Here is a 15,450-nt window from a genome sequence, read left to right on the forward strand (position 1 = left end):
CAGATTACGAACGAACAGTATCAATTTTCTACTAAGTTATTCTACCGAAATATTTAACGACTATAAGGACGGTGTATCTTCCATGCAACTCATTATTCGTAATGCAAATGTATTGAACGAGAACGGACAGCTGGAACTAAAAACAATCTATGTGCAGAACGGTGTAATAGATAAAGTGGAGGATGGCGCAGGAGCGGATATGAGTGTTGAAGCTGATATCAAAGTCATTGATGCTAATGGCAAGCTGGTGACACCAGGGCTCATAGATATGCATGTTCACCTTCGCGAACCGGGCTTTGAACATAAGGAGACGATCGAGACAGGTTCTCGCTCTGCAGCAAAGGGTGGATTCACGACCATCGCTTGTATGCCGAATACGAGGCCAATAACCGACAGTGCGGAAATGGTGAAGCTTGTTCAAGAGAAGGCCAAGGAGGCGGGGCTGGTGAATGTGCTGCCTTATGCAGCGATCACCAAGGGTGAGCTAGGCCGGGAGCTGACCGACTTCGCAGCTCTGAAGGAAGCCGGAGCGATCGGATTTACGGATGACGGGGTAGGCGTACAGAACGCTCAAATGATGAAGGACGCGATGAGAAAGGCAACTTCTATGGGAATGCCAGTAATCGCACATTGTGAGGATGACTCTCTCGTGGAAGGGGCGCCGGTTGCTGAAGGTGAATTTGCCAGAAAGCATGGATTCAAGGGAATTCCGAATGAGTCGGAAGCGATTCATGTAGGTCGCGATATTCTGCTCGCCGAAGCAACAGGAGTTCACTATCATGTATGCCATGTCAGCACCGAGCAGTCGATCCGCCTTATTCGCCAAGCGAAGGAGATCGGCATCAACGTGACCACGGAGATCTGTCCACATCACCTGATCCTGTCTGAAGAAGACATTCCCGGACCAGATGCTAACTGGAAGATGAATCCGCCACTAAGATCCAAGCGAGATGTTGATGCATGTATCGCAGCGCTTGAAGATGGCACGATTGACATCATAGTTACGGACCATGCTCCGCATAGCGAAGAGGAGAAGGCTAAGGGCATGCTTCAAGCACCATTTGGCATCGTCGGATTCGAGACGGCCTTCCCGCTGCTCTATACGAAGTTCGTCGCAACAGGCCGCTGGAGCCTTGAGATGCTAGTCAAACGGATGACAGCTGATCCGGCCCGGGTATTCGGACTGTCTGCCGGTAAGCTTGCGCCTGGAGCTCCTGCCGATCTAACTGTCATTGATCTTGAGCAAGAACGCAGCGTTGATCCGAAGACGTTCGCCTCGAAGGGCCGCAACACACCGTTTACTGGTTGGAAGCTGAAGGGCTGGCCGACAGATACGATTGTAGGCGGGAAGCTGGTATGGAGCGAGACGTTGTAGAATTATCAGGCAAGTCGCCCTGGAGATGAAGGATGATCTAGAGAATATAGAAGTGTATAAAAAGGAGTGCAAAGAGGATGCAGGCTAGATTGTTATTGGAGGACGGCACGCTGTTCACAGGCAAATCGTTCGGAGCGGAAGTGGAAAAAACCGGCGAGGTCGTTTTTAATACAGGAATTACGGGGTATCAAGAGGTGCTGTCTGATCCTTCTTATTGTGGTCAGATCGTCACGATGACGCATCCGCTGATCGGCAACTATGGGATTTCCCGCGATGATTTCGAGTCAATTGCGCCATCGATTCACGGCTTCATCGTACGCCGGTATGAGCCAAGACCAAGCAACTGGAGAGCAGAATGCAGTCTGGGCGATTTACTTAAGGAGTATGGCATTCCTGGCATCACAGATATTGATACACGGATGTTGACTCGGATTATTCGTCATCATGGCACAATGAAGGGGATCCTAACGACTTCCTCAAAATCGGTCGAAGAACTGCAAGAGATGGTAGCGGCAGCCAGTATCGATGAGCTCCGCAATCAAGTAGCACGGACCTCAACACAGCATATCTACAGTAGTCCGGGCACCAAGGAGCGGATCGTACTCGTGGACTTCGGCGCGAAGAACGGTATCCTGCGCGAGCTGAACCAGCGGGATTGCGATGTCGTTATCGTGCCGCATGATACGACGGCTGAAGAAATTCGACGCCTTAACCCGGACGGAATTCAACTGTCCAACGGCCCTGGTGATCCCAAAGATGTACCTTACGCAGCGAAGATGATCTCTGAGCTTCTCGGTGAGTATCCGATCTTCGGAATTTGTCTGGGACATCAGCTGTTGTCGCTCGCTTGTGGCGCCGATACTGAAAAGTTGAAATTCGGCCATCGCGGTGGCAACCATCCGGTTAAGGAATTGGCAACAGGCCGCTGCCATATAACTTCGCAGAATCACGGTTATACGGTTAATGAAGCCTCTATTGCAGGCACAGATCTGGAAGTAACCCATATCAACAATAATGATAAGACGGTCGAAGGCGTTAGACATAAGAAGTACCCTGCCTTCTCAGTTCAATACCATCCAGAGGCATCTCCGGGGCCGTATGACAACAGCTATCTGTTTGACCGATTCATTGAAATGATTCGTGAGCATAAAAGACAGCATCCGAGAAAATCACGTCAAATTGAGCTGATGGCTAGAGCGAAAGGGGAATAATAACTATGCCGATAAATAAAGAAATGAAGAAGATTCTTGTGATCGGGTCCGGTCCGATCGTCATCGGGCAGGCCGCTGAGTTCGATTATGCCGGAACCCAGGCTTGCCAAGCGTTGAGAGAAGAAGGAGTAGAAGTTGTTCTGATTAATAGCAACCCAGCCACGATCATGACGGATACGAATATGGCAGATAAAGTATATATTGAGCCGATTACGCTAGATTTTGTAACGCAGATCATTCGCCAGGAGCGCCCAGACGGATTATTGCCAACCCTTGGCGGGCAAACTGGCCTGAACATGGCGGTGGAACTTGCCCGTGCCGGCGTGCTGGAGCGCGAAAATGTGAAGCTGCTGGGAACGCAGCTAACTTCGATTGAGAAAGCGGAAGACCGCGATTTGTTCCGCGAATTGATGCGAGAGCTGGAGCAGCCTGTACCAGAGAGTACCATTATTACGACATTGGAAGAAGCGCTTCGCTTCGCGGAAGAAATCGGTTATCCGCTGATCGTCCGTCCGGCTTATACGCTTGGCGGTACTGGCGGCGGAATCTGTATGAACGAAGAGGAATTGAGAGAGATCGTCGCTTCCGGTATCCGGTATAGCCCGATCGGTCAATGCCTTATTGAGAAATCAATCGCTGGTATGAAAGAGATCGAATACGAAGTCATGCGCGACGCGAATGACAACTGTATCGTAGTCTGCAATATGGAGAACTTCGACCCGGTCGGTGTTCATACCGGCGATAGCATCGTTGTAGCGCCGAGCCAGACGCTGTCCGATCGCGAGTATCAAATGCTCCGTACGGCTTCGCTGAAGATTATCCGTGCGCTGGAGATTGAAGGCGGCTGTAACGTACAGTTCGCACTTGATCCACAGAGCTATCAATACTACGTCATCGAAGTAAATCCACGGGTCAGCCGTTCTTCGGCACTGGCCTCGAAAGCGACCGGTTATCCGATTGCCAAGATGGCTGCCAAGATCGCTCTCGGATATACGCTTGATGAAATTGTAAATCCAGTGACAGGTCAGACTTATGCCTGCTTCGAGCCAACACTGGACTATATCGTAAGTAAAATCCCGCGTTGGCCGTTCGATAAATTTGTGCATGCCAACCGCAAGCTTGGTACGCAGATGAAAGCGACCGGAGAAGTAATGGCCATCGGCCGGACGTTCGAGGAATCGATCCAAAAAGCAGTTCGCTCTCTAGAGATTGGAACTCATCGTTTGCATCTGAAAGGAACAGAAGAGCTCGATACTGATACACTGAACAAGCGCCTGATCAAGGCGGACGACGAGCGGTTGTTCCTAATCGCTGAAGCCTTCCGCCGCGGCTATGAGCTGCAGGAGATTCAAGATCTGACAAGCATCGACTGGTGGTTCCTTGATAAGATCGAGAGATTGGTACAGTTCGAGGGCCGGATCTCCGGAGAGACTGAATTAAGCAAAGCTACCCTATATGAAGCGAAAAGACTGGGCTTCACGGACCGCGCTATTGCCGAGCTGCGCTCAGCCGGACATCCCGGCGGCCAGCTTGTAACAGAAGCCAGCGTAACGGCTTTCCGCAAAGAGCAGGGCATCCGTCCGGTCTACAAGATGGTCGATACCTGTGCGGCAGAGTTCGAGGCGTCGACTCCATACTACTACTCAACCTATGAGACGGAGAACGAAGTCCTCCATACCGATAAAGAGAAGATCATCGTCCTCGGTTCGGGTCCGATTCGCATTGGCCAAGGGATCGAGTTCGACTACTCTACGGTTCACGCGGTATGGGCTATCCAGAACGCCGGCTATGAGGCCGTCATTATCAACAATAACCCGGAGACGGTATCGACAGACTTCAATACTTCCGATCGCTTGTACTTCGAACCGCTCTTCTTCGAGGATGTTATGCATGTCATCGAGCAAGAGAAGCCGCTGGGAGTTATCGTCCAATTCGGCGGACAGACAGCGATCAATCTGGCAGCTCCGTTAGAAGCGGCTGGAGTACGGATTATCGGTACTTCCTTGGAAAGCATCGATGAGGCGGAGGACCGCAAGCGATTCGAAGCACTCTTATCCAAACTGAATATCGCTCAACCTAAGGGCAGCACAGTGACTTCTGTAGATGAAGCGGTGGGAACTGCTCGCTCACTGGGTTATCCGGTTCTAGTACGTCCATCCTATGTACTGGGCGGACGGGCGATGGAGATCGTATACTCCGACGAGGACCTGCTTCGCTATATGGAGGAAGCTGTGAAGATCAATCCACAGCATCCGGTACTGATTGACCGCTACATGCTTGGCAAAGAGGTCGAGGTCGATGCGATCTGTGATGGCGAGACCGTATTGATCCCAGGTATAATGGAGCATATCGAACGGGCCGGTGTTCACTCCGGTGACTCCATCGCGGTATATCCGCCGCAGCATCTATCTGCGGAGCTTAAGGAGAAGATCGTTGACATCACGATCAAAATCGCCAAAGAACTGAAGACGGTCGGTCTGGTTAATATCCAGTTCGTTATCTATCAGAACGAGGTGTATGTGATCGAGGTTAACCCACGCTCTTCCCGTACAGTACCTTTCTTGAGCAAAGTGACGAACATTCCGATGGCGAATGTAGCTACGAAATGTATCCTTGGTCAGAAGCTGAAGGACCTCGGTTATGGAGAAGGCATGTGGCCGGAGAGCGATCAAGTATCTGTGAAGGTGCCAGTGTTCTCCTTTGCGAAGCTGCGCCGTGTGGAGCCGACCCTTGGACCGGAAATGAAATCCACCGGTGAAGTAATGGGCCGCGATCCACGCTATGCAAAAGCCCTGTACAAAGGCTTGGTGGGGGCAGGAATGAAAATACCGGTGAGCGGAGCGATCATCGCTACGGTATCTGACAAAGACAAGGAAGAAGCAGTGGAACTTCTGCGCGGCTTCTATAATCTGGGCTATAAGATTATCGCAACCTCGGGCACCGCTTCGGCACTTGAAGAGGCGAACATCCGAGTGACTACAGTAAATAAGCTGAAGGACGGAGAGCCGAACATTCTCGATCTGATCCGCAACGGTCAAGCACACTTCGTCATCAATACGCTGACGAAAGGCAAAGAGCCAGAGCGCGACGGCTTCCGGATTCGCCGTGAAGCGGTAGAGAACGGCGTAGTCTGCATGACTTCGCTGGATACAGTTCGCGCACTGCTGGAAATGCTAGAAACGCTCAACTTCTCTTCACAGGCTATGCCACGGACTTAATAAATTTGATCATTAACAGATTGATATTCAATGCGGCTCCGTGGGCTTAAGCTTCGGGGCCGTGAGTATGACAGGAGGAAGGCAAGAAGCATGAATATATTCGAACAAGCCGCAGGAAGATTAATGGTTGCTCTGGATTGCCCCACGGTGGAGCAAGCTAGACAACTCATCGACACTTTGGAGGGGATCCCTTGCTATATGAAGGTAGGGATGCAGCTCTATTACAGCGAGGGTCCGGACTTTGTCCGTGAATTGAAGGATCGCGGATACTCCGTCTTCCTAGATTTGAAAATGCATGATATCCCTAACACAGTTAAGAATGGTGCATTTAGCATCACTTCGCTCGGCGTAGATATGTTCAATGTTCATGCCGCTGGAGGATTGAAGATGATGAAGGCTGCCAAGGAAGGCGTGCTTGAAGCGATGGCCGCTTCTCCAGCATTGAAGCAGCCAATTCTGATCGGAGTAACACAGCTCACGAGCACGGATCAGACGATGCTAAATGAGGAGCTTGGGATTCCGGGAACGGTTGAGCAATCCGTAGTCTCTTATGCCTTGCTTACGAAGGAAGCAGGATTAGATGGAGTCGTGGCCTCGCCGCTGGAGGTGCAGGCGATTAAGAGTGCGTGTGGTAAAGATTTCAAGACGGTTACACCAGGAATTCGTCCAGCCGGAAGTGCCGCAGGCGACCAGTCGCGCACATTGACTCCACTGGAGGCCATGCAGCAGGGAACGGACTACATCGTTGTAGGCCGACCAATTATCTCTGCTCCAAGCCCAAGAGAAGCTGCACTACAAATTATTGAGGAGATGAAACAAGCATGGTAAACACAAATTCTATGGCTAATCAGATTGCAGATCGTCTGCTTGATATCGAGGCGGTTGCGCTTCGTCCGCGTGAGCCGTTCACTTGGACCTCAGGTATCAAATCTCCTATCTACTGTGATAATCGCTTAACGATGTCTTATCCGGAAATCCGCGATCTGATCGCTGAATCCTTTGCGACTGTGATTCGTGAGTCTTATCCGGAAGCCGAAGTCATAGCCGGGACCGCAACGGCGGGAATTCCTCATGCCGCATTCGTATCGCAGAAGCTTGGCTTGCCAATGGCTTACATACGCGACAAGGCTAAGGGCCACGGTAAAGAGAATCAAATCGAAGGCTTGATCAAGCCGGGTCAGAAAGTCATTGTGATCGAGGATCTGATCTCTACGGGCGGCAGCTCGATTAAGGCAGCAGAAGCAGTTCGAGCGGCTGGTGCAGAGCCCCTAGTAGTTCTGGCCATCTTCAGCTATCAGCTGGACAAGGCGGTTAATGCCTTCGCAGAAGCAGGAGTACCGCTACAGACACTGTCCAATTATTCCGCTCTGATCGAAGTTGCTGTAGAACGTGGAGTCATCAAGGCAGAGGACCTCGATCTCTTGAGATCCTGGAGACAAGACCCGTCTTCCTTCGGCAAATAATCCGCAAGAAGAAGTCAGAGAGTCATATCCCAAATCCCATCCGAAGTGGTTGCTTCACTAGACATTAGGACGGGGGCGGAATATGGCTCTTTTTAATTTACGTGGTGTTTATAGGCTCAATCATACTAACCTGTTCATATGAAAATGAAGGCATGAGTCTGGCAAAGTCTCCTGCCAAATTAGCAAGCGGCTTCCACTTATCGATAGCTATTTTATAGTTTCCTGTATAGATTGCTTCATCTATTTGGACGCATTCAACTTTTCCTAGCACTAGATGATCTCCACCGACAGGAATAATTTGGTCCAGCCTAAGTTCTATTGAGATTGGCGCTTCTAGCACTGCTGGTGCATTCAAAAGTCTACCATTCTGGGCAGTCACTCCTGCAAGCTCAAACTCATTTTTCTCCGGCTCTACACTAGCCGATGAACGATACATTGCTTCCCCAAGCTGCTCAGGTACCATGTTAATTATATATTCTTTTACTTCACGAATGTTCGTTAACGTATCCTTAATGCTTCCCTTGCGTTCATTATCGCCTGGTCCTATTGAGATCAAAAGTGTTGGTGGATTTCGAGAAGCTACAGTAAAAAAGCTGAATGGCGCTAAATTTAAAATGCCATCCTTACTTTTTGATGAAACCCATGCAATTGGTCTTGGTACTACAGAGCCCCTTAACAATTTATACATCTCATCCTCACTCAAATCAATTGTATTAAATATGAGTTTCTGTTCTTTAGACACCTATTCATTCTCCTTCAACTATATTTGATTAAGTAATATGTCGATTCTATAATTGAATTGTTATAGACTTCTGAAATACTCATGAATCCATCCCAAATTATAAACTCAAATACAAATAAAACTAGTATGCACTTTTTTGTTAGATACTTACTTAAAGGAGAGTGATTTTATTGCCAGGATTAAGCAATAATTTTATGGAACACAACAAACAAAGACCATTTGACTTCACATTATCGTTAATCGGTGGCAAGTGGAAAATGAAAATAATGTATGAATTATCTTCCAATACGTTTTTACGTTATGGAGAGTTAAAGCGGCAAATTCCTGCTATCACTCACAAAATGTTAAGTTCTCAGTTAAGTGAACTAGAGAGCTCTGGAATTATTCAGAGAAAAGAATACCCTCAAATTCCTCCAAAAGTGGAATACTCCTTAACGCCAAAAGGAAAGAGTTTAATGCCAATATTAGAGGAAATGTGCAGATGGGGCGTGGCAAATCAAATATGAACAAAAAGGTACCCATAACCAACACTCTTTTTCAAAGTGTCCAGTCTATGGGTACCAGTTTAGTTCACTGATTCACACTGTTTTTTATTGTACTATATTACGGTGATCTATTGCGCCATATATTTAGCCATATTGCGTAGACTTGGCCATATAGCCGGGAATTCTCCACCGATATGCCAGTAGGCAAATCCAGCAATACCCCGTTCTGAAGCCATTTTATATTTCTGAGAGAGTGAACGGGTCTCCTCAAGCCACAGCTGATGGGTAATTCCATTGGCTTGATAAACAGCCTTATACTGTCCCAATTCCTCTTTCCAATTTAACCCTGAACCGAACTTCTGAATCCGTGTGTTCTGCTCGGTTAATGTGATATCCTCGGATGTAACCGCCCCGGTCTTGCTGTTGACGGTCCAATCCCTGTTGTATAGCGGCACTGCCAGAATGACTTTGGAAGCAGGAACCTCCTTCAATAGGGTGTCAAGCCCGTGCTCCAACCAAGGTAGGGAAGATACGGATCCAGGGTTGGGTGACCCCGACCAATGCTCGTCATAGCCCATCAGAACGATGTAATCGGCGCTGCTGCCCAGGCTGGCGTAATCAAAGGCTTCCGTCCAGTCCGAATTCCAATCTGGAGAGACGTTGACAGACAGCTTGGCGCCAACTTTATGCAATTGTGTCGCCAGTTCGGCCGTAAAAGCAGTCATTGCTTCCCGGTCCTGCGGAGCTACATTTTCAAAATCAAGATTGATCCCTTGCAAGCCGTACTTCACGACCGCCGCTTTAAGCTGGGCAATGAAATTTGTTGATTCCTGCTTCGAGCTCAGCATAGCATGCGTGTTCTCTTGCAAAGAGCGATTGCCGACCATCGCCCATATCTGTTTGTTATTCTGTTTAGCCCAATCGATCAGAGAGGTGTCGACATAACTCGCCACCGAACCGTCCTGGTTAAGGAAGAACCAACGGGGTGACAGAACATTAACGTTGGATTTGCCAATCGAGCGCTCATATTCTTCCGTAGTCTGGCCGTACTGCCAGCCAAGCTGGATGGAAGCGGGCGCTTTCGAATTGATTGTTTGCTGCCATTTTTCATTCTGGAGCACTCTGTATAGCAACATGGCTGCTTCCTGTCGGGTCAGGGCTTGATTAGGGTGGAATGCGCCATCGCTTCCTTCCATTAGGCCCAGTTCAGCCGCAGTGGCGACGTAGGGCCGCGCCCATTCGGCGATAGAGGAACGGTCATTGAAACTATTAAGTCCATAGGCTCCAGTCTGTTCCTTTAAGGCGCGGATGAGCAGGGCTGCCGCTTCCTGCCGGGTGATCGATTGTGCCGGAGAGAATGTACCATTTCCGTTCCCCGTAATTAGACCAAGCTCACTAGCAGCCTGGATGGTCTCATAATACCAAGCTTGCTTCTTCACATCTGTATAGGTTGGAACGGCCGGAGTAACCGGCTCCATATCTAGCAGGCGAACAAGTGTAGTGGCTAATTCAGCACGGGTCATTGCTTGTCGCGGTGAGAAGTGCTCTGCACTTGTGCCGTTCATTATGTTTTTCTCGTGTATATAGAGAATGGCTTCCTTGGCATAGCTCTGGCCAATATCCTGGAACGGCAGCGCGTTGCCCTTGGCAAACGTAATTGGTTCTACCATGAACAGACAAATGAGCAGGAGAAGAGTAAGTCTAGTAATCTTCATGTTGTGGATCCTCTTTTCCGGTAGATAATAAGAAAGTTTTAAATAATCATTATAGAAACCTCTGCTATACTATCAGAAAAGAAGCGGTCTATCAGCATTTAAATTTTGGTAATAGAGGTAGTTAGTTTCTCTAACGATACGGCGTTTCGTAGGATGAAAAACAGATCTGAAACTCTTGCGTGAATATATCTCATTTTAGTAAAAAATCTTGTAACTTTTTGCCATGTATTTTCGTTTATAATGCATAACGTATGGGATACGTGGGCCAAGCGGTGTAATGAAGCGTTACCCACTGACGTTAAACCACAAAAATAGATCAATATAGGAGACCGATACAAGATGATGCGATGGCTTCGCAAACCAGTAAAATCCTCTGAAACCGGCGGAGAAGAAGTTGTAGACGCTGTGACAGCGGACAATACGGAAGAGCAACCCGCTCCAGAGTCCTCGGCAGATGAACATGTTGTTCCTTCAGGCGAGGCTGCAACGGAGCAAGCTGCGACTATTGCGGCTGAATCTGAGCAGAAGCATACCTCGGACGAACCTTCTTCTCCTGACCAAGAACAGGTGGAAGAGCCGAAGGGGCCGATTCTGACGGTTAAAGACGTTCACCGCTCCTTTCCTGTTGGAGGGGGTGAACTTCATGTGCTCAAAGGGATCAATATGGAGGTTCGTAGCGGTCAGCTCGTTATGCTTAAAGGAAGATCCGGTTCAGGCAAAACGACGCTGCTCAATATGCTAGGGGGGCTGGATCAGCCTTCTTCAGGCGAGATATTTTTTCAGGATCATCCTTTGCATTCGTTAAGCGATAATCAGCGTACGAAGCTGCGCCGGGATCGAATTGGCTTTATATTTCAAGCTTATGCCCTGCTTCCGCTTCTATCTGCTTGGGAGAATGTCGAATTATCGCTGCGGATGGCAAATGTACCTTCCAGCGAGTGGAAATCACGTGTCACCCATTGCCTGGAATTAGTCGGACTCGGTAAACGGATGTTCCATAGACCGTTCGAGATGTCCGGCGGTGAACAACAGCGTGTGGCGATTGCCAAGGCGATAGCACACCGTCCGAAGCTGCTGCTGGCGGACGAACCAACGGCGAACCTGGATACACAAATGGGTGCTCAGGTCATGGCCGTATTCAAAAATATAATACATACAGAACAAGTGACAATATGTATGACAACACACGACCCAACAATTTTGGAGGTAGCAGACCATGTCTATGAAATGGTGGATGGAAGATTCATTAACTAGAAGAAAGAGGAAGGTAGTAAGATCGCTGGGGCTTTTGTCCATTTGTACCGCGCTTCTTCTATCTACGGGATGTTCATTGCTTCCTAATGAAGATGAGGAGGAAGTACTGCCGGTCATTACCCCGCCAACGATCTCGAAGAAACCGGAATACACGGTTCGTTCTGAACCTATTCAGCAGTCCGTAAACGCTGTCGGCAAAATTATGAGTCAGCGTGAAGAGCCGCTCTATTTTACTGAAGATGGGCTTCATATCAAGAATGTTCGGGTCAAGGCCGGGGATAAAGTCAAGAAGGGCGATGTCCTATTAGAACTTGAAGTGAAGGATTTGGAGAAGGATCTGCGCAAGAAGCGTCTTGATTTCCGCCAGCAGGAATTAACGATGAAGGAAACGCTGCGGAAGAAGGATGAAATGGATGAGATTGAATTCGAGAAGGCATCCATCGTATTCGAAGAACAACGTCAGGAATTGGTTGATCTTGAGCAGAAAATTGCTGACGGGACGTTAACGGCTCCTTTCTCAGGTACGATCGTCTCGGTTAACGCTCAAAAGGGAGGAACGATCAAAGCCTATGATTCGCTAGGTGTTATTTCCGATACTTCATCCCTTGTCGTCGCTGCTTCTTTTGGCAAGGAGGAACTTCAAAAGCTAGCAATTGGCATGAAAGCCGAAGTTGATATTAACGGGATCGGCACCGTCAACGGAAAAATCAAGGCAATGCCTGCTCCTGTGGATTCGTCGAAAAACGGGAACAACGGGAACAACGGGAATAATGGCAATAACGGCGCACCTGAAAAGGATTCAATCGACAAGTATCTGATCGTCGAACTGGATAAATGGCCAAAGGATCTGGAGAGAGGACGTCAGTTAAGTGTTAAAGTCGTAACTAACCGTAAGGAGAAGGCGACATTAATTCCTATATCTGCCCTGCGTACCATCGGCTCGCGTACTTATGTGCAGGTCGTTGAAGCAGATGGATCCAAGCGTGAAGTCGATGTAGAAGTAGGTATGCAGACATCTACGGATATTGAAATTCTTAAAGGCCTCACACCTGGACAGAAAGTAGTGGGTCGTTAATGGGAGTGCCGATGTTACGTTTGCTATTCCGTAAAATGTGGAACACGAAATGGTTAACGCTGAGCACCTTAATCGGTTTGATCGTGGCGGTCTCCTTTACGGTTAGCATACCGATGTATTCCGACGGAGCGCTTAAGCGCGTTGTTTCTAATACCCTGAAGGAACAAAGTGAAGGACTTCCTGCCGGCTCTCTGATTATGAGCTACCAGGCGGTAGGAGGAACGAAGACTGACTTTGCGGGACTTGAAGCTGTTAATAAGTATATTGCTGAGGAAGTTCCAGGGGAAATTAATTTTCCGTTCAAGGCCTATGTTAATGCCCGTTCCCTAAGAAGCGCGGAGGTGTATCCGCAGGACCCGACGAAGGTCGATGCGAGCCGCATGCGGACGATGTCGATCAATTCCATGAGTGGTCTTCAAGATCATATCTCGGTGTCAGGGGGCAATATTACCTCGGATAACTATGACGGAAAAGTTCTGGAAGCACTAATGCTGGAAGAAGCGATGTATCGGCAAGATCTGCATGTTGGGGATGTGATGGAATATCCCGTCTCAGGCGGATCTGGCATCGTTCTTAAGATAAAGATTGTCGGTACATTCCAGCCGACGGATGAGACGGATCCTTATTGGTATCAAGGGTTCGAAGGAATGATGAACAGCTTCTTCGTGAATGAGAAAGTATTTAATGAGGCTCTTCTTAAGAAATTATCGATTCCGATTCATGGTTCTAGCTGGTATTATGCTTTTGATCTACGTGAGATCAAGACGAGTCAACTGTCGCCATTATCGAGCACGCTTGACCGATTGAATGTTGAGCTATATCAGAAGCTGAAGGATACGAAGGTGGACCTATCTTTTGGTGAACTGTTAAATGATTTCCGGAAGCAGAGCCTGCAGATGCAAACCTTGCTCTTCACGCTTGCGGCCCCGATGATCGCCATGGTGTTCTACTATATTGTTATGAATGCTAAGCAGTCATTGGATAAACAGCAGAGTGATATTGCCGTGCTGCGCAGTCGGGGGGCTTCTACCAAGCAGATTATTTTCATTTATTTGCTGGAAGGGATTATGTTAGGTGTGGCTGCCATGATATTCGGCCCCTTGCTCGGCTGGTTTATGTCAAAGAGCATCGGTTCCGCTGACGGCTTCCTGACCTTTGTCAATCGTAAGTCCATTCCTGTTGGCTTCAATATGGATGCGCTTCTTCTTGGAGGATTGGCGGTTCTTATCGCGATTCTTGCTACAGTACTTCCGGCGGTATCTTATGCCCGCGCCTCCATTGTCAATGCGAAGCGCAAACAGGCTCGTAACGATCGCATGCCAACCTGGCAGCGCTGGTGCTTGGATATTGTGCTGATGGGGGTCGCTGGATACGGCTATTACCTGTTCTATGAGCGCCAAATGTTAACTTTCCAGACGGGGATGACGACGGATGAGCTGCAGGTGCAGCCTTTCTTGTTCTTCGTTCCGGCGCTGGCTATTTTCTCGATCGGGCTATTCTTCCTGCGGATTTTCCCATGGATTCTTAAGCTGATCGGTTGGATCGGCAAGAAGTGGCTGCCGGTTCCATATTATTTGAGTCTTACCCAGTTATCCCGTTCAGCTTCTTCCTATTACCCACTGATGATTCTGCTGGTTCTAACATTAGGGCTGGGTGTATATAATGCTTCTGCCGCCCGTACGATTGATCTGAACTCGACGGAGCGTACGCTTTATAAATATGGGGCGGACGTCATCATGCAGACCGTGTGGGAAGAGACGCCTGAAGCGCCAACTAAGCCGCCAACAGGTCAAGGACAAGGAGGCTCCGGTGGTGGAGGCAACCCTGGCGGAGGTAATCCAGGAGGAGGCAATCCTGGAGGTGGGGGCCCGGGTGGAGGACCTGGAAATGGCCAGGGCAATAAACCGACCAAGACGAATTATATCGAACCGCCATTTGAAGTATTCCGCAAGCTGGAAGGTGTAGAGCATGCCGCCCGGGTGCTGCAGACCAAGGGCAATCTTATCATCTCCGGACGTTCAGCAGGTCAAGGGAACATTATGGGGATTGATAACGCTGATTTTTATCAGGTGGCCTGGTTCCGCGATGACTTGTTCCCGGCAGCTCCGCATCAATATTTGAATTTGCTGGGGATGAATGAGGGCGCTGCGCTTGTTCCGTCCAATCTGGCGGAGAAGTATCAGCTTAAGCCCGGCGACATTATTACGGTGTCTTTAGCGGAGCGATCTGTAGATTTCATTGTGTACGGGATTCTGCCGTACTGGCCTAGTATGTATCCGGATGAATCTCCGTTCCTCATTGCCAACCTGGATTATATTTATGATCAGGCTAAGATTCTTCCTTATGAAGTGTGGCTCAAGATGAAGCCGGATGCCAAGGTTGGACCGCTCGTCACGAAGCTGGCTAGTGAGAATATCGATCTCTATTCGGTCAAGGATGTACGCAGCGAACTGGCGTCGCAGAAGAAACATCCTACTCGCGGTGGGGTATTCGGGATCTTGAGCATGGGCTTCCTAGTCTCGGTAATTGTATCCTTAATCGGTTATGTCATGTATTGGTTCTTCAACTTGTCAAGCCGGGTTGTACAATTTGGTATTTTGCGAGCTATGGGCTTATCGCGCAGACAGCTGACACTCATGCTATTGGCGGAGCAGCTGCTAACCGCAGGTTTATCTATAGTACTCGGGATCGTTATCGGCAAAGTGGCCGGTAAGTTGTATCTGCCGTTCTTGCAGACTGCAGACAACGTAACTTCACAGGTTCCTCCGTTCAGAATTATTTTCAATTCCTCGGATACGATGCAATTATATGTTGTCGTTCTAGTTATGCTGCTGCTCGGTGCCGGACTCTTGTTATGGCAGATCCGTCGCTTGCGTGTACACCAGGCAGTCAAGATGGGAGAGGAGCGGTAA

At 48.8% G+C, this 15,450-nt stretch carries 11 protein-coding genes; 9 read left to right on the forward strand and 2 right to left on the reverse strand.

Annotated elements, in window-relative coordinates; genetic code table 11:
• Positions 1-82 precede the first annotated feature (82 nt).
• The 5 genes from EI981_RS08735 to pyrE all read left to right on the forward strand — a co-directional run bounded on the left by EI981_RS08735 (position 83) and on the right by pyrE (position 7,267).
• Positions 83-1,375: a dihydroorotase gene (locus tag EI981_RS08735; RefSeq protein WP_126997286.1), complete on the forward strand. Its 1,293-nt coding sequence runs from the start codon at positions 83-85 to the stop codon at positions 1,373-1,375.
• Between the two features lie 77 nt (positions 1,376-1,452).
• Positions 1,453-2,586 (forward strand): glutamine-hydrolyzing carbamoyl-phosphate synthase small subunit, encoded by a 1,134-nt coding sequence (gene carA, locus EI981_RS08740; protein ID WP_126997288.1) that lies wholly within the window; start codon positions 1,453-1,455, stop codon positions 2,584-2,586.
• Between the two features lie 5 nt (positions 2,587-2,591).
• Positions 2,592-5,804: a carbamoyl-phosphate synthase large subunit gene (gene carB / locus EI981_RS08745; protein WP_126997289.1), complete on the forward strand. Its 3,213-nt coding sequence runs from the start codon at positions 2,592-2,594 to the stop codon at positions 5,802-5,804.
• A gap of 90 nt (positions 5,805-5,894) precedes the next feature.
• Entirely contained in the window at positions 5,895-6,632 is a 738-nt protein-coding gene (gene pyrF / locus EI981_RS08750; RefSeq protein WP_126997291.1) for an orotidine-5'-phosphate decarboxylase, read from the forward strand.
• Positions 6,626-7,267 (forward strand): orotate phosphoribosyltransferase, encoded by a 642-nt coding sequence (gene pyrE, locus EI981_RS08755; protein ID WP_126997293.1) that lies wholly within the window; start codon positions 6,626-6,628, stop codon positions 7,265-7,267. Before pyrF ends, pyrE begins: the two co-directional genes overlap by 7 nt.
• A 97-nt stretch (positions 7,268-7,364) precedes the next feature.
• Here pyrE and EI981_RS08760 read toward each other — a convergent pair whose 3' ends face one another.
• A complete protein-coding gene (locus EI981_RS08760; RefSeq protein ID WP_193556439.1) occupies positions 7,365-8,009 on the reverse strand; it encodes a flavin reductase family protein in 645 nt (214 codons plus the stop codon).
• A gap of 194 nt (positions 8,010-8,203) precedes the next feature.
• On the opposite strand from EI981_RS08760, the gene EI981_RS08765 reads away from it, so the two are divergent.
• Positions 8,204-8,515 (forward strand): winged helix-turn-helix transcriptional regulator, encoded by a 312-nt coding sequence (locus EI981_RS08765; RefSeq protein ID WP_127004495.1) that lies wholly within the window; start codon positions 8,204-8,206, stop codon positions 8,513-8,515.
• A gap of 107 nt (positions 8,516-8,622) precedes the next feature.
• Here EI981_RS08765 and EI981_RS08770 read toward each other — a convergent pair whose 3' ends face one another.
• Entirely contained in the window at positions 8,623-10,209 is a 1,587-nt protein-coding gene (locus tag EI981_RS08770; RefSeq protein ID WP_126997295.1) for an S-layer homology domain-containing protein, read from the reverse strand.
• A gap of 339 nt (positions 10,210-10,548) precedes the next feature.
• Between EI981_RS08770 and EI981_RS08775 the strand changes: the two genes are divergently transcribed.
• The 3 genes from EI981_RS08775 to EI981_RS08785 are packed head-to-tail and all read left to right on the forward strand — an operon-like array spanning position 10,549 to position 15,450.
• Entirely contained in the window at positions 10,549-11,463 is a 915-nt protein-coding gene (locus EI981_RS08775; RefSeq protein ID WP_227011772.1) for an ABC transporter ATP-binding protein, read from the forward strand.
• Positions 11,426-12,538: a permuted SH3 domain-containing protein gene (locus EI981_RS08780; protein ID WP_126997297.1), complete on the forward strand. Its 1,113-nt coding sequence runs from the start codon at positions 11,426-11,428 to the stop codon at positions 12,536-12,538. The genes EI981_RS08775 and EI981_RS08780 overlap by 38 nt, the downstream gene beginning before the upstream one ends.
• The gene (locus EI981_RS08785) at positions 12,538-15,450 is read left to right on the forward strand and encodes an ABC transporter permease (protein WP_126997299.1); all 2,913 of its coding nucleotides are present in this window, start codon (positions 12,538-12,540) and stop codon (positions 15,448-15,450) included. The genes EI981_RS08780 and EI981_RS08785 overlap by 1 nt, the downstream gene beginning before the upstream one ends.

It is taken from the genome of Paenibacillus lutimineralis, from assembly GCF_003991425.1.
In the GTDB taxonomy this organism is placed as follows: Bacteria; Bacillota; Bacilli; order Paenibacillales; family Paenibacillaceae; genus Fontibacillus; species Fontibacillus lutimineralis.